At 40.6% G+C, this 14839-nt stretch carries 16 protein-coding genes and 1 riboswitch; of the genes, 6 read left to right on the top strand and 10 right to left on the bottom strand.

Annotated elements, in window-relative coordinates; all coding sequences use genetic code 11:
* Positions 1–103 precede the first annotated feature (103 nt).
* A complete protein-coding gene (locus tag N780_RS08850) occupies positions 104–1075 on the bottom strand; it encodes a 2-hydroxyacid dehydrogenase (RefSeq protein ID WP_036782599.1) in 972 nt (323 codons plus the stop codon).
* Between the two features lie 64 nt (positions 1076–1139).
* Positions 1140–2117, bottom strand: coding sequence for a spore coat putative kinase YutH (gene yutH, locus N780_RS08845; protein WP_036782596.1), 978 nt, complete (start codon positions 2115–2117; stop codon positions 1140–1142).
* Positions 2118–2273: 156 nt separating this feature from the next.
* Here yutH and N780_RS08840 point away from each other — a divergent pair, with 156 nt between their 5' ends.
* Positions 2274–2771, top strand: coding sequence for a phosphatidylglycerophosphatase A family protein (locus tag N780_RS08840; RefSeq protein WP_036782593.1), 498 nt, complete (start codon positions 2274–2276; stop codon positions 2769–2771).
* A gap of 84 nt (positions 2772–2855) precedes the next feature.
* Here N780_RS08840 and nucF read toward each other — a convergent pair whose 3' ends face one another.
* Complete coding sequence (nucF, locus tag N780_RS08835; protein WP_036782589.1) at positions 2856–3629, bottom strand: 5' nucleotidase NucF; 774 nt, start codon at positions 3627–3629, stop codon at positions 2856–2858.
* A gap of 22 nt (positions 3630–3651) precedes the next feature.
* Complete coding sequence (locus N780_RS08830) at positions 3652–4089, bottom strand: DUF86 domain-containing protein (RefSeq protein ID WP_036782587.1); 438 nt, start codon at positions 4087–4089, stop codon at positions 3652–3654.
* Between the two features lie 144 nt (positions 4090–4233).
* Here N780_RS08830 and glpX point away from each other — a divergent pair, with 144 nt between their 5' ends.
* Genes glpX through N780_RS08815 form a run of 3 tightly spaced genes read left to right on the top strand, consistent with a single transcriptional unit; the run spans position 4234 to position 5846 of the window.
* A complete protein-coding gene (glpX, locus tag N780_RS08825) occupies positions 4234–5205 on the top strand; it encodes a class II fructose-bisphosphatase (RefSeq protein WP_036782585.1) in 972 nt (323 codons plus the stop codon).
* A 31-nt stretch (positions 5206–5236) separates the two neighbouring features.
* Positions 5237–5506, top strand: coding sequence for a DUF3055 domain-containing protein (locus N780_RS08820; RefSeq protein ID WP_036782582.1), 270 nt, complete (start codon positions 5237–5239; stop codon positions 5504–5506).
* Positions 5507–5561: 55 nt separating this feature from the next.
* Positions 5562–5846 (top strand): hypothetical protein, encoded by a 285-nt coding sequence (locus tag N780_RS08815; protein WP_036782579.1) that lies wholly within the window; start codon positions 5562–5564, stop codon positions 5844–5846.
* Positions 5847–5903: 57 nt separating this feature from the next.
* Here the strand turns inward: N780_RS08815 and N780_RS08810 are convergent, their stop codons facing one another.
* Positions 5904–6179 carry a YutD family protein gene (locus N780_RS08810; RefSeq protein ID WP_036782576.1) on the bottom strand — a complete coding sequence of 92 codons (276 nt, stop codon included), beginning with the start codon at positions 6177–6179 and terminating at the stop codon, positions 5904–5906.
* Positions 6180–6335: 156 nt separating this feature from the next.
* On the opposite strand from N780_RS08810, the gene N780_RS19205 reads away from it, so the two are divergent.
* A complete protein-coding gene (locus N780_RS19205; protein WP_052114961.1) occupies positions 6336–7010 on the top strand; it encodes a YhcN/YlaJ family sporulation lipoprotein in 675 nt (224 codons plus the stop codon).
* 154 nt (positions 7011–7164) lie between these two features.
* Positions 7165–8130, top strand: coding sequence for a M23 family metallopeptidase (locus N780_RS08800; RefSeq protein ID WP_036782573.1), 966 nt, complete (start codon positions 7165–7167; stop codon positions 8128–8130).
* Between the two features lie 44 nt (positions 8131–8174).
* On the opposite strand, the gene N780_RS19775 is transcribed toward N780_RS08800, so the two are convergent.
* The 5 genes from N780_RS19775 to N780_RS08780 form a co-directional block, all read right to left on the bottom strand.
* On the bottom strand, positions 8175–8270 hold the full coding sequence (locus tag N780_RS19775; RefSeq protein WP_156969118.1) for a MetS family NSS transporter small subunit: 96 nt from the start codon (positions 8268–8270) through the stop codon (positions 8175–8177).
* A gap of 2 nt (positions 8271–8272) precedes the next feature.
* Positions 8273–9790: a sodium-dependent transporter gene (locus N780_RS08795; RefSeq protein ID WP_036782570.1), complete on the bottom strand. Its 1518-nt coding sequence runs from the start codon at positions 9788–9790 to the stop codon at positions 8273–8275.
* 982 nt (positions 9791–10772) lie between these two features.
* Entirely contained in the window at positions 10773–12341 is a 1569-nt protein-coding gene (locus N780_RS08790) for a Na+/H+ antiporter NhaC family protein (RefSeq protein ID WP_036782566.1), read from the bottom strand.
* 236 nt (positions 12342–12577) lie between these two features.
* Positions 12578–12761, bottom strand: a riboswitch (Lysine riboswitch).
* A 61-nt stretch (positions 12762–12822) separates the two neighbouring features.
* Positions 12823–13611: a sporulation protein YunB gene (gene yunB, locus N780_RS08785; protein ID WP_036782563.1), complete on the bottom strand. Its 789-nt coding sequence runs from the start codon at positions 13609–13611 to the stop codon at positions 12823–12825.
* Between the two features lie 59 nt (positions 13612–13670).
* Positions 13671–14771 carry an HD-GYP domain-containing protein gene (locus tag N780_RS08780; RefSeq protein WP_036782560.1) on the bottom strand — a complete coding sequence of 367 codons (1101 nt, stop codon included), beginning with the start codon at positions 14769–14771 and terminating at the stop codon, positions 13671–13673.
* Positions 14772–14839 lie beyond the last annotated feature (68 nt).

Below are 14839 nucleotides of genomic sequence, written 5' to 3'. Positions count from 1 at the left end.
ATAGCACCTCTTCTTGTATAAACACTAAGTTCCGCTAAAAAAGGCAAGTAGATTCTTTATCAGAATCTACTTGCCTTTTTTAAACTTTCCTATTATATTGATTTCACACTCGAGTTACTGGTGTCTTAGCCTCATCCTTATTCATCACTTGCTGGATATTTTCAAGGCAAAGTGTCATCATTCTTTTCCTTGTTTCTTCAGATGCAGAGCCAATATGAGGGGTAGCCACAACTTGATCAAAACTTAGAAGTGGGTGGTCGGCTGAAATTGGCTCATTCTGAAATACATCTAAACCCGCTCCTGCTATTACATTCTGCTCGATTGCTTCGTAGAGTGCCCCTTCGTCTACCAGTGCCCCGCGAGAGGCATTAACAAATATAGCTGTATCCTTCATTCTTTCAAACGCATCTTTATTAAACATACCGCGTGTTTCTTCTGTAAGAGGTGTTAAGCAAACCACAAAGTCAGACCGTTCTAAAAGCTCTTCAAACCCTACATAGGTGGCACCTAGTTTTTCTTCAGCTTCAACCTTACGACTGCGATTGTGATAAAGGAGCTCCATTTCAAAGCCAGTCGCTCGTTTAGCAACAGCTTCTCCTATACGCCCCATCCCAATTATGCCGATCGTTTTATGATGAACATCTTGTCCAGCCATCAATAAAGGAGCCCAGTTCTTCCAATCATTATTTTTTACATACCGCTCAGCTTCCATTAAACGCCTTGCCGTAGATAATAGCAATCCGAAAGTTAAATCAGCCGTTGTATCCGTTAAAACATCAGGCGTATTTGTGACAATTACATTTGCATCTTCTGCAGCACCCAGCTCAATGTTGTCATATCCTACGGCTAAGTTCGCAATCACTTTAAGATTCGTTTGTTGTTCAAAGACCTCACTATCAATTTGATCACTAAGCATTGTTACTAATGCATCAGCTTGTTGAGCCTTCTCAAGCAGTACTTCTCTTTCAACCGGCTTTTCTTCTTCTGGCCACATTTCAATCGTATAGTTAGACTCAAATGGTTCAACTACTGATTGAGGTAGTTTTCGTGTGATATAGATCAATGGTTTTGACATCAGGATCCTCCTCTATAGCTATAATTATTGCCCATCATAGCATGAAGTTTCCCTTATTTTGGTTTTACCAATCTAATATTGGAATACTGAGTCTCTTATAGTCAATATGAACAGCATCAAAGAATTCTTTTAGCTGCTTTTCATACTGACCTTGCTGTTGAAGCAGGGATCGATATTCTTGTTCCAGCGTATTTTGTTCCCCCTCTCCAGCTTGTAGAGTCCGCTCTAAGACATCATATAGATGAACTGGGTATACGAGCCGGGCATAAATTAAGCGCCAACTAAAAACGGAAAGAGGTCGATTTCGTTCATATTCATCAAGCATTGTACGAATAGCAGGGTATGCATTAGTGCCGTGACTCAATAATGAATACCGGATCCATTCTGCCAAATCCCGTGCAGGATGATCGTACACCAATGTATGAGGCCAAATAATTTGGGACATCATGGATGGATGTAGGCGCTTTAAAGTAAATGTGCCCTGGTCGTTTTGTTCATATCTCCAATCTTGCTCACTTTCTTGTAAATATTGAATTGCATTTTCAGATATACCCTCAAGATAAGGGAACGTCTCAATAAATAGCCTTCTCATAGAAGAAGACGGTCGCTCATTCCACTGGACTTTATACTGTTCAAACCAAGCGTCCACCTTAGATTCCCAAAGAGATTTCCATTGACCGTACCTAGAAATCTGTTGTGGTTGATAAGGGTAACGATTTCCAATGTCATGAAGGTTCGTAAGCCACTCTCCCTCAGAAACATCTGAAGAAGCCCAGGGGACATGGACCAACATGTAAGATTGATTGTCTTTTTGTGTATATAATGTACCTTCTTTCGTAAAAAGAGGCACCCCAATCTGCACAGCACCTTGATTCCTTATATATTCGCAAATTGTACGTTGTTCATAGACCTCATCATCCTGTCCTTCTTCGTAAGGGATTAAGAAATAGCGCCCATCATTTCCTTCGAAACCATACAACCCATTATCATGAATCTCTTTACCTAAGTACACCTGATATTCTTGTTGAAGTTGGTCTCTCATATAACCTACCACCCTTTTAGTTGCTCTTATCTATATAGATATGTATGATAACGATAAGCATGATTGGTTCTCATGCACGTTTTTCATTTAGTTTCATACTATACGATATAGGTAATAGTATGGATATACTCGATACTTAAGAAATAGGTGATAATCATGGCAAAAGAAAAAATGACAGAGTTAGAACAAAAAGCACGAGAACTGTTAAAAGAACGTGGCGTAACACTAAACGATATCGCAGATCTTGTACACTATCTTCAATCTAAGTATCATGACAACCTTGAGATGGAAGAGTGCTTACACAATGTAAACCGAGTAATTGCAAAGAGAGAAGTACAAAATGCGATCTTAACTGGGATCGAATTAGATATAATGGCTGAGAAGAAAATGCTTCAATCTCCTCTTCAGGAAACGATTGAAACTGATGAAAGTTTATATGGCATTGACGAGGTCATTGCTTTATCAATAGTCAACGTATACGGGTCTATTGGATTCACAAATTACGGATACATTGATAAGCAAAAACCTGGAATCCTGGAGAAGTTAAATGACAAATCTAATGGGTGCCATACTTTCTTAGATGACATCGTGGGTGCTATTGCAGCTGCAGCATCAAGTCGTTTAGCTCACAGTGACGCAAATGCAGAGGCCTAATTTGGCCTCCGCCCCCCTACATAGAATAGGACAAAAAAGGCAGCTTTCCCTAATCGGTAAGCTGCCTTTTTGTATCCATCTGAATTATAAATAAGGAATCCATTGATGTAATGTTGAGATCGTATAAGTTGGTTGCTGGCTGTATTGAGACAACTGTTCTTTTGTCGTAACACCTGTCTGAACATGCAAGGTATCCATCTCGGCGTTCATCCCCGCTAAGATATCCGTGTTGTAGTTGTCCCCCACCATTAACATATCTTCTCTATTTAAACCAATTGCACCCATAGCTTGCTCCATGATAATAGACTCTGGCTTTCCAATAAATGTGGGCTCAACCCCGGTTGATACAGTTACAACAGAAGTGATAGAACCATTACCTGGTAACATGCCTCTCTCAGTCGGGATAGCTACATCTCCGTTTGTTGACAAGAAGGTTGCACCTGCTCGTACATTTAAGCAAGCTTTTGTGAGCTTCTCATAGTTCAACTCGTGATCCAAGCCCACCACAACATAATCACAATTTTCCTCTGCAAGTGTAAGTCCAGCTTCTTCTAAAGCGTGCATCAACCCTTCTTCTCCCATTGCATATACTCTTGCTCCTGGCTTTTGCGCTTTGATATAGGAGGCCGTCGCCATACTTGTTGTATAAATTTGTTCAGGTTGAGCGGGAATATCAAACGTGTTTAATTTGTCTGCCACCTGACTTGGACGACGTGATGAATTATTCGTTACAAACAGATGGGGGATCTCTTTCTCTCGGAGTGTCTTGACGAAGTCAGATGCAGCTTCAACTCGTTCTGTTCCTCTGTACATTGTTCCATCGAGATCGATTAAATAACCTTTATATGTCTTATTCATTGCTGTGTCACCTCTTTAATGATTAGGAGTTTGAAAACGCTGATACAGGGCCCAATTCATGATGTAAATAATAGCGAACATGTTCACTGTAATGAATGATTGCTGGCATACTCTTTTCAAGCGTTTCATGAATCGTGGCCGGTTTAATATTGACATAATCTTGAACAAGAGGCTTCCTTAAAGAAATAAGTGTTTTATAACAGTCTTCATCTTCTTTAGGAATTACTTTCTCGTCGACTAAAATATCAATGATATCATGATAACTTCCCGGATCTCTCATTATAAAACCGTCAATCATCATATTCCCCACATCTATAACCGATTCTATACTCATCTGCGCAAGACGCTCAAGCGCTAATGCTCCCAAATCACCCTCAAAGGTTTGTGTTTCATATACTCTCATTAAGCCATCCAAATGCTTGAGAGTAGCTTCAATTTTACTTCGATCCACAAAATACATAAGTATGTCCTCCTCATTTCTTACTACAAGAACCAAATGATCTTATTTCATGATATCACAAAACGCTAAAATACAAATTTCATTTAAATTATGTTGGTATTTTGCTATGATATAAAAGGAATTTAAAGTATCGGAGGAAATGAAATGGATCGCGAATTAGCTCTAGAACTTGTACGTGTAACCGAAGCCGCAGCAGTGAGCTCAGCTCAATGGATGGGAAGAGGTAAGAAAGATGAAGCAGATGATGCAGCCACTTCCGCCATGAGAAGCATGTTTGATTCCATTACGATGCAAGGTACAGTCGTAATTGGAGAAGGAGAACTAGATGAAGCCCCAATGTTGTATATCGGGGAAGAACTAGGGAATGGACAAGGACCTGCCGTGGACATCGCTGTTGATCCTTTGGAAGGAACGAATATCGTAGCAAAAGGACACAACAACGCTATGGCTGTTATCGCAGCTGCTGATCGCGGTGCCCTTCTTCACGCTCCGGATATGTATATGGAAAAAATTGCAGTCGGAAAAAATGCAAAAGGAAAAATTAGTTTAGATGATCCAATCGAAAAAACGATTGATATTGTGGCAGAAGCTAATAATAAACGTATCCGCGACCTTACTGTCATTATCCAAGAACGTCCAAGACACGAAGAGCTTGTCGAACGTGTTCGTGCCAAAGGTGCTCGCGTTAAACTGTTTGGTGATGGTGATGTAGAAGCATCTATAGCAAGCTGCATACCTCACACTGGTGTTGATATCTTTGTCGGCACAGGTGGAGCGCCAGAAGGTGTTATTTCAGCGGCTGCCGTTAAATGTCTTGATGGCGACATGCAAGCTCGTTTAGTTCCCCAAAATGAAGAAGAAGCAAATCGCTGCATGGAAATGGGTCTAGCAGATCCTCGTCAACTTTTGACACTCGATGATTTGGTGAAGAGTGATGACGCAATCTTCGCTGCTACAGGAGTAACAGAAGGCGAATTGCTACACGGTGTGAAATTCTTAGGCAATGACCTTACAGAGACAGATTCAATTGTTATGCGCGCTAAAACAGGTACGGTTCGTTTCATAAAAGCGAATCACCACTTAGATCGTAAGCCACACTTATTAGTGAACGAATAATAAGACTTGTTAAGAAGGAAGGAGTACAAGCATGAAAGAAGATCGACTTTTTCTTACTGATGAAGAAGAAAGCACTTCTACACGCTTTGTAAGCTTTATGGGAGAGAGCCATCGCTACGACTTGGCTATTACAACCTCTAAGAAATACGAAGACAAGAAAATGGTCATGAATTTACAAAGCAACCATTACGCTCTTTTGAACCAATCGCAAGTAGAGGAAGATGGACACCTTGAGCATGCCTTCAATTTAACAGAAGTGGAAGCAGAAGAACTAAGAGCATTCCTACGTAAAGTTGTATAATGAATGAAACCCCCCTCCTATTGGAACACTACGTAGCAATAGGAGGGGGATTTTTATGTCTGAACAAGACAAAGAGAAATACTCTGACTTTGCAAATGTTGAAGCCATGAGAAATTACGTAACACCAGAGCAAATGCCTGAAGGCCCTTACGGGGCTCCTCGTAATAAAGATAAGCCAGTAGAAAATAAAAGCACACCTTGGAAACCAGGCCAACGGTACTATAGTGCTTTTAACTATGAGAACAAATCGCTTCATAAAGACTTACAACGCTTAGACCCAGCTTCTCATCCAACACACGATCATCCAGACAAAGAAGTAAAACCATCTCAAGAACAATAAATAGAGCAGGGCAAACCGTATTAGGTTTTGCCCTGCTCTCTTAATGTGCTCATATGCTTACTTGTCTGTTTTCTTCAAAACGAAATGAGCGCAACCAAAGTTACAGTATTCGTACATATAATCATCTAGCGTGCTGATCTTAGTATCAAATGTAGATTTAGGATTCTGGTCGTCATAAAAACCTTTCAAACGAAGCTGTCCGTATCCCCAATCCCCAACGATAAAATCATACTTACTTAAAATATCGCTAAATCGTTCCTTAACTGCTTCTTCTTGGAAGCCCTCTTTTTCGTCTAGAACAACCTGATAATTCTTTCCTTGAATTTCTACCACGTCGATCACCTCTTAATAGTGCTTTTAGTGTATCATATTTTGGATATTTTGACTTTTACTTTTCTTGTTTGATCAATATTTTCTAGCATGAACTTTCCATATTGACTAAAGCTATAGGTGAGGGAGAAACAATATCATGCTAGAGGAGGGTTTCCATTGAACTACAAATCATGGATCGCAGCATCTGCTCTTGCAACAACTTTAGTTGTAACGGGCTGTGGTGCTGAAAACACAGACCAGGGCGCAATGGATATGAATAACGATGGGTATGGCACCAATGTAAGTTACGATGATGCCGACCGCAATAAGAACAAGAACTACAATTACCAATCTGTTGAGGATATGAATACCAATAACAATTCATCTCAACGTCTTGGTTATAATCGCTACTCACGCGGAGAAGTTGACAAGCTTGATGAAGTCCGCTACGGGATTATGGACCGAGAAGCTGTAAGTGACTTGATCACTCGTTACATGCTACAAGCTAACGCATTTAAAGATGCGGCTACACTTGTAACAGATTCAGAAGTTCTCGTTGCCTATACGAAAGAAGACGATGTAGATCGAGATCGCGCTGCTGACATTGCGAAGAAAACAGCAATTTCTACCGTCCCTCGTTACTTCGAGGTATATGTGACAGACCAGAAAGACATGTATAAAGACTTAGCATCTTTAAGCAATATGAAAACAAGCGATAAAAACTACCGCAACATGCTTGAATCAACCATTGAAGAAATGCGTAAATCTCCACAGGGAGAAGCTATGTACAATGATGAAACAAAGTCTAAAAAAGACAAACGTGACGTTCAAGACCAAAGCATGAACCAGTAGTTAAACCATTGCTAAGACGGGACTGTTTGCCATAAACAGTCCCTTTTTTTCATACTAGATCAAATGCCTTCTTATTATTAACATTTACCACTTATGTTTCATTTAATGCTTTCACACACTATTGTTATAATCCATCACTCGGAGGTGAAATTATATGAAACGTTTAGTAGCATTTATCATGCTGCTAGCCCTCCTTCCACAACATACATGGGCAGAAGAGAAAACAGATGAAACAGAACAACGTATGAATCTATATAAAACAATGCAATCACTCACTCAAATTCCATGGTACTACCTTGCAGCTGTCGATCAATATGAGCGTAATATTCAAAAAGAGCCCGCATCTGAAGGTGTCATTTCAATTACCATTCCTAAAGAGATGTGGAACGGCGCAACGAATCCAAGTCAAAAAGATATTCTTCCTGTATCAGAAATTGCACTATTTGAAGGCATAGGCCAAGACGGAGATGGAGACCAGTTGGCTGATCGCACCAATGATGCCGATATTCTTGTATCCTTTTCCCAATGGATGAGTGGATTTGGTACATCTAAACAAGATATTAAAATTGCTCTTTGGAATTATTACGAAAGAGATTTATCCGTTCAAACAATCGTTAATACAGCAGAAGTTTTTAAGCAAGAAAAAACAATTGATTTAGATCAACATATATTCCCTGTCCCCCTTCACCATAACTATAGCTATAAAAACACTTGGGGAGACCCGCGTGGATTTGGTGGACGACGAATTCATGAAGGAACCGATATTTTTGCTAATTATGGAGTTCCTGTACGTGCTACATCTTATGGAGTAATTGAGATGAAAGGATGGAACAAGTATGGCGGATGGAGAGTTGGTGTAAGAGACATCCATAATATTTACCATTATTTCGCTCATTTAAACGGATTTGAGAAAAATGTTAACGTAGGGCAAGTGGTGAAACCAGGAGATGTTATCGGATATGTTGGTGCATCTGGTTATGGCCCGCCTGGCACATCAGGAAAATTCCCGCCACACTTGCATTATGGAATGTATAAAGATAACGGTCACTCAGAGTGGTCTTTTGATCCGTATCCTCACTTAAAACTTTGGGAACGACAAACACGTCAAATGAAAAAATAAAAAATCCCTCTCGCGCTATTGCGTAGAGGGATTTTTTAATAATTTTATGATTTAGATGCTTTAACAGCCCGCACAATGCTGGCTATTAAACCACCCCAAATGACAGTAGCTCCAATTACAAACATTACAATCCAACTCATGTTTAGCCAACCTCCTTCTCATCCTTGGAATCTATTGGCATTTCTAATTCGTTATTTGGCCACTTTCTGACCGTCATTAAGGCACCTACGAACATGGCTCCAATGGCAACGACCCATCCGAAGTAGAATAAGAATTCAATTGGGTATCCCTCATAGTTTTCCATAAGTTCAACACGCAGGTTTTGTAATAACATATAACCCAATACGACCGGAGTAATCCAAGCCAGACAAACTCTCCACCAGGCCCCTAACATTATATCTGACAGACTGTTTGCATGAGCCTGAAGATTCTTAAGCTCTTTCGCAAACCAAGCAACAGCTACAACTTCAAACAGACCAGCAAGAGCAACACCGTAACTATTAATGAAGTGGTCTACAGTATCTAAGAAGAAAAGCCCTCCGTTTGAAGCGTAAAGAAGGGAAATGATTGCTGAGAGTCCCCCACCGATTGCAACCGCCGTTACACGGGATAGATTAAACTTCTCTGCCACACCAGCTACATATGTCTCGGTAATGGAAATTAACGAAGACAAACCAGCCAACACTAGAGAAGCAAAGAATAAGAAGCCGAAGACTCCTGATAAGACAGGCATCTCATTAATAATTTGCGGGAAGACCATAAAGGCTAGACCAATTCCCCCATCTACTACATCTGTTACACCCTGATTTGTTTGCAATGCCATAAAGCCAAGAGCAGCAAACACACCAATACCAGCTAATAATTCAAAAGATGAGTTTGCAAAACCTGTGATAAAAGCGTTATTTGTGATGTCAGATTTCTTTGGTAAATAAGAAGAATACGTAATCATAATCGCAAAAGCGATGGATAAACTGAAGAAGATCTGTCCATAAGCAGCAACCCAAACTCCAGGGTCTCCTATTGCATCCCAATTTGGCTGGAAGAATGCTTGAAGACCATCAACTGCTCCGTCAAGCGTCAAAGCACGTACAACTATAATTAAGAATAATACAACAAGCGTTGGGATAAAGATTTTATTCGCTACTTCGATCCCCTTCTTAACACCAATTCCAAGAACTGTTAATGTAATCAACCAGACAATCGCCAGCGGAATAAGAATCTTCATGTTCATTCCACCAACAACCCCAGGCTCTGTAACGTTTAGGAAATCTCCTACAAAGAATGAAGTGGTGTCATCTCCCCAAGCTCCATTTAAAGCATACCCTGCGTAAAGAATCGCCCAGGCAATGATAACAGCATAATAAGTAGAAATAATAAATGAGATCGCAACTTGCCACCAACCAATCCATTCAAAGCCTTTTCGCATTCTGCCAAGTGACTTAGGCGCAGATCCGCGATACTTATGACCGATGGTGTACTCCATAATTAAAAGTGGGATTCCGGCAGTTAGAAGTGCAAATAAATAAGGTAAGAAAAAAGCACCTCCGCCGTTTTCATAAGCTGTCGCCGGGAATCGCCAAATATTCCCCAATCCAATAGCTGAACCCATTGCTGCAAGCAAAAAGCCAACCCGTGTTCCCCATTGAGAACGTTTTTCCATAAATAGCCCTCCCCTTCTCCAGTCTTCTCCTGCGTTACAAGCATATGCTTATGATCCCAGGAGAATGTGTGGTTCTTTTTCTTTTTTCAGACTTTTCTTACTAATAAGCTGTCTTTATTCTAACCAGTCCGCCTCAGCTTGTAAAGCAATATTTAAAATTTTCAGATATTTACAATTAGTCTTTTTCTCCTACGCCTATTTTTCTAAACAAAGTTCCCTAATAGCGGATTTCCATATAAGCTCCCTTACATGGAAGACTTGAAGTTGAGTCATTTTATGTAGATGGAGGCCGTTACGTTTGTTGAGTGGTTGGGATGTCTTGGGAACGACTCGCTTTCCGCGGGCGGCCCCACACGATGTGGGGTCGTTCGACGTTGTCACAGGACGTGACGGTTTTAGTCGAACTTCCTCTATCTTTTAGAGCCTCCTCCCTCACTTCGTTCAGTCCGGGGTCTCGTCGAACTCTTTCTCCCGCAGGAGTCTCCCCGTTCCCAAGACATCCCTGGCTAAAGGTTGAAAGAACGGCCCCTCAGCTTAATTGTGGGAGGAATAAAGCTCTCTACTTGTTGCATGTTTTCGTTCACCTTTATATGGCAAAGGTGGGCCTGGTAACTGCGAGACTCCCGTGGGCAGAAGAGCCAGTCTAGTTCCGGCGTGGAGGACCTAGCGTGATAAGTCATCTTTTTTACAAAGGCTTAACGCCTTTTCCAAAAAGCTGTCTTATCCGTACGGTCCTAGCACCACGCCTGCACTTTTTAATCTAGGTGAGACCCCGGAGCCCGGCTTTGCCGGGTGAGGAGGCTCACCAGCTCCCCACAGGAAAGCGAGTGGTTTCCAGGCCCACCTTACACTCAACTATAGCAAACGAAAACATTCTCTAAACTTCGGATCTTCAACATTCCTTCCCATATATGGATCTAACGCAGGTCTTAGCTGCGCAAAAAATCCCGTTATGTACATTACATAACGGGAATTCACACAACTATGCAGTTTTGGATTCGTTCGCTTTTGAATGATTGCTTTTTGGGTTAATCGCAAATACAACAAGTACTACAATCAACAGGGTAATAATAAGAGAGAGCATTGCACTAGATGTCATGCCATAAACTACATAACCAACAGAAGTGGCCGCAGCGCTGATTAAGGCATAAGGCAACTGTGTCATGACGTGATCAATGTGATTTGATCCTGCACCTGTAGAAGATAGAATTGATGTGTCTGAAATCGGTGAACAGTGATCTCCAAACACACTTCCGGCTAATACGGCTGCTAAAGCAGGTAAGAACATGCTTACGTCTGTGTTTGCTGCGATATTACCTGCAATCGGAAGCATAATTCCAAATGTTCCCCATGATGTTCCTGTCGCGAAGGCCATTCCTCCTGATACTAAGAAAACGAGTAATGGTAAATATGACGGCTGAATGTTTAGAGATTCGAATTGAGCTGCTAGAAACTTACCTGTCTCAAGCTCACCAATAATGGCACCAATCATCCATGCAAATACTAAAATATAAATAGCTGGCATCATTGCTTTAGAACCTTCAAGGCTAACTTTACTGAGCGATGACTTTTCACCTGATTGGGTTACATAAAGAATAAATCCACTAAGTGCGGCAAATAAGCCACCAGCGAATAATGAGCGGTTTACATTTGTATTCTTGAAGATCTCAAGGATGGTAACGTTTCCTTCTGTTCCTTGAATTCCCGTAACCACCATAGCAATGACAGTAGCAGCAATTAATACAATAATAGGAACAATCAAGTGATAGACGCGGCCGTTACGGACATCTTTAAATTCATTATTCAAATCCCCTGGAACGTCTTTCGTCTTGTCAACAAGCTCCCCTTCTAATTCAGCTTTTTGCTCATGTTTCTTCATGGCCCCAATATCAAACTTGCGATAAATGGTTAAGAACACAAGTAAAATAGCTGCGAACACATATAAGTTCATTGGAATCATTTTTACGAAGGCTTCTAAACCACTGAACTGAGTTAATTCATTTGTTGCAATAATGGTTCCAATTGTACCAATAATATAAGCGCCCCAGCTTGAAATAGGTGAAATAACCGTAATTGGTGCTGATGTGGAATCAATCAGGTACGCTAACTTTGCTCTAGAAACTTTATAACGATCTGTTAAAGGGCGAGCTACTTGTCCTATGGCCAGACTATTAAAGTAATCGTCAATGAAAATAATAATACCTAATACAGCTGGCATAGATTGAGCACCCTTACGTGTTTTAACACGTTGAATCGCCCACTCTCCAAATGCACGACTTCCACCGGAAGCGGTCATAAAGGCTGTTGTAATTCCTAACAAGATTAAGAAACTGAGTAAGAATAAGTTCCCTAAATTAAGCGCGCCATCTACATAGAAAATCGTATAGAATTGTGTCCATACTTCAGATAATGTCGCCGTTATTGAAAAATCATGGAGCATAAAAGCACCAAGTAATATTCCTACTCCTAATGAGATAAGCACTCGTCTTGTAACTAAGACTAAGACAAGCATAACAAGTGGTGGTATAAGTGAGTAAATCGTTCCTTCCATCTTTTCGTTCCCTCCGTATCTTAAATAATGGTCTCCTTCGTGTCTCAGGCCTGATGTCTTTTGAAGGAAAGGAACGATGGACATGACGATGCAAGTACTGTCGAGCGCAGATTGGTGTGGTAATCTGGCTTTAAATGCAGAAGAGTAAGAGGAAAATAAAAAACAGCAAATAATGATAGAGAAAATAACCTATCATTACTTGCTGTTTATCGCAAATAATATTGTTATCCTCCATCTCGATCAGTAGCGCATCATGCAATCCAACGTTCGGTTTGCATGACAGTACATTCTCTATTTGGGAATGCACCAGCGTAAGGAAGGGGACCCTTCGTTACACTTCGGCAAGTAGCCCTTTCACCAGTTCTCATTGTTGTCATCCTCAAACTGGGTACTAATGCTAAATGCGCCTCTACCTCATCGATATGATAAGGGTAGATGAAATTCAATTTTTGTGTAAGACAAGTATTATCTTAACAAGATTTTATGGTCCTGGCAAGGGGTTTGTTGGAACTTCAATAGATGGATTCATTCCACCGCCACCACCATTGTAGAAATCCGGTACTTTCCCAATAATCACATTATGTGCAATAGGAACTTCTGTATTCACTGTGATCATTTTTGTAGAAAAAGGGAGAAGAACCTGTAAGTTTACTTCAACTCTCAGATCAATATCGACAACTAACATATTAATGCCGTACTCTTTTTCTTCTTTTATAGCATCTGCTTTTACATTTCCAATGTAAGTGAAATGCACAGGAATCTCCGGTCCTAGGTTTGATAATAATGTATTCCCAGTAGCTTGCCCTAAAGGAATTCGGGCAATGGTTCGTTTGTCTTGTACAATATCAGTATTCGTCTCCTCAGATTTGTCGATATCAACATCATAGGATATACCAGGGTCAGGGTCCTCGCCTTCACCTAATCTTGTTAAGTATTGATTTACGCGAAATAACGTATCGCGGGTAACTTTATTGATCGCTGCTGAGTTGAAGCCAGCAGACACTACATTACCCTGATCATCGTAAGTATACTGGACTAAATCATTCACATTCAGGTCTTCTGCCATCTTCTTACTGACCGTTTCTGCAATAGCTTCTTTCGCAAATTGTTCGGTTCTCGCCTCTGCGATTTCCATAATCTTCGGCTCGATTCCTTTATTTATAATCCATAAGCTTACAAAAGTGCTTATGAGAAAAAACATGAACGTTATAATAAATATCTGTCTGGCTGGAGGTGGTGCCATTGAACCTTTTCTTCTATTTCTCCCCATAATTAAAAACCCCCTCTCCTCAATCTTATGCAAGATGAGGACAGGGTTTGACTGTTTTATTACGTTTTTCCGACCAACGTAGTATCGCATTCCGTAATGACGATATTCAGGGCTTTACTTAGATCTAATTCGTAATATGAGTGAACGGGTTGCCCGTTTTCTTCCAAAATCCTCACCTGAGGGCGATCACTAATGTTTGAATTTTGCTCAGAGACAATTCCCTTCCGTCCGTCACTTAAAATGACGCTCAATCCGTTTGGATACACAGCAACACTTCTCCTGAATGCTTCAACCATATGTAAGTCAAACTTCGTCCCTGCACCTGAATATAGAATCTCAAGACCTTCATGAGGAAGCATAGCCCTTCTGTACACTCTGTTACTTGTAACGGCATCAAACACATCCGCTATCGCTAAGATCTTAGCATAGTAATGTATATCTTGATCACATAAACCTCTTGGATAACCAGACCCATCAAGGCGCTCATGGTGTTGAAAAGCACAGTGTGCTGCCACTAGAGGAACGCTAGGTGCTGAACGAAGCATATTAAAACCAGCTTCAGAGTGCTCTTTAATAAGGTTAAATTCCTCTTCATTTAACCTCCCTGGTTTAAGAAGGACTTCTTTTGGAACCTGTACTTTCCCTACATCGTGCAAAATAGCGCCAAACCCTAGCTCTTCTAGCTTTCTTGAGGGTAGCCCAAGCTCGGTACCTAGCGCTAGTGTATAGATCGTCACATTTAATGAATGTGTAAAGATATAATCATCATAAGCAAACACATCTGAAAGTAAAGAGACGGCTTTATGATGGCTTTGAATATCCGATAATATCTTTCTAACGACTTCATTCATCTTCTCTCCCGTACGATCAAATATAAAGGAATCCTTTATGCTAGAAGAAGATTTTATTTTATTAAATGTTTCCGTAATACGGTCAAGAGCCTGAGTACGAACTGAATCATGAATTGGAAATTCAGTCACAATGTCTTCTGTTGACTCGTCTTCTATATAAACGTATGTAATTCCAAACCCATTTAATCTTTCTATCATTTTTTCTGTTAGCAGAACACCTGAATGGATTAAGACCTTTCCCTTTGCATTATAAATCGGTTTGGCCAATTCATAACCTGGTTCTAGGGAAAGCGTTGATAGTAATCGCATAACACCCCAACCTTACTTATATCAAACTTAACTCCCATACTTAACACAGCTATGTATAGCCGAGAGAA

This window comes from Pontibacillus chungwhensis BH030062, assembly GCF_000770675.1.
Lineage (GTDB): Bacteria > Bacillota > Bacilli > Bacillales > BH030062 > Pontibacillus > Pontibacillus chungwhensis.
The sequence above is the reverse complement of the archived record's forward strand: the minus strand, read 5'-3'. Positions and strand labels throughout refer to the sequence as shown.

Excerpts from the sequence above, each read along its gene's own strand:
- N780_RS08850 (WP_036782599.1), bottom strand. The coding sequence starts at position 1,075 with ATGTCAAAACCATTGATCTATATCACACGAAAACTACCTCAATCAGTA.
- yutH (WP_036782596.1), bottom strand. The coding sequence starts at position 2,117 with ATGAGAGACCAACTTCAACAAGAATATCAGGTGTACTTAGGTAAAGAG.
- N780_RS08840 (WP_036782593.1), top strand. The coding sequence starts at position 2,274 with ATGGCAAAAGAAAAAATGACAGAGTTAGAACAAAAAGCACGAGAACTG.
- nucF (WP_036782589.1), bottom strand. The coding sequence starts at position 3,629 with ATGAATAAGACATATAAAGGTTATTTAATCGATCTCGATGGAACAATG.
- N780_RS08830 (WP_036782587.1), bottom strand. The coding sequence starts at position 4,089 with ATGTATTTTGTGGATCGAAGTAAAATTGAAGCTACTCTCAAGCATTTG.
- glpX (WP_036782585.1), top strand. The coding sequence starts at position 4,234 with ATGGATCGCGAATTAGCTCTAGAACTTGTACGTGTAACCGAAGCCGCA.
- N780_RS08820 (WP_036782582.1), top strand. The coding sequence starts at position 5,237 with ATGAAAGAAGATCGACTTTTTCTTACTGATGAAGAAGAAAGCACTTCT.
- N780_RS08815 (WP_036782579.1), top strand. The coding sequence starts at position 5,562 with ATGTCTGAACAAGACAAAGAGAAATACTCTGACTTTGCAAATGTTGAA.
- N780_RS08800 (WP_036782573.1), top strand. The coding sequence starts at position 7,165 with ATGAAACGTTTAGTAGCATTTATCATGCTGCTAGCCCTCCTTCCACAA.
- N780_RS19775 (WP_156969118.1), bottom strand. The coding sequence starts at position 8,270 with ATGAGTTGGATTGTAATGTTTGTAATTGGAGCTACTGTCATTTGGGGT.
- N780_RS08795 (WP_036782570.1), bottom strand. The coding sequence starts at position 9,790 with ATGGAAAAACGTTCTCAATGGGGAACACGGGTTGGCTTTTTGCTTGCA.
- N780_RS08790 (WP_036782566.1), bottom strand. The coding sequence starts at position 12,341 with ATGGAAGGAACGATTTACTCACTTATACCACCACTTGTTATGCTTGTC.
- yunB (WP_036782563.1), bottom strand. The coding sequence starts at position 13,611 with ATGGGGAGAAATAGAAGAAAAGGTTCAATGGCACCACCTCCAGCCAGA.
- N780_RS08780 (WP_036782560.1), bottom strand. The coding sequence starts at position 14,771 with ATGCGATTACTATCAACGCTTTCCCTAGAACCAGGTTATGAATTGGCC.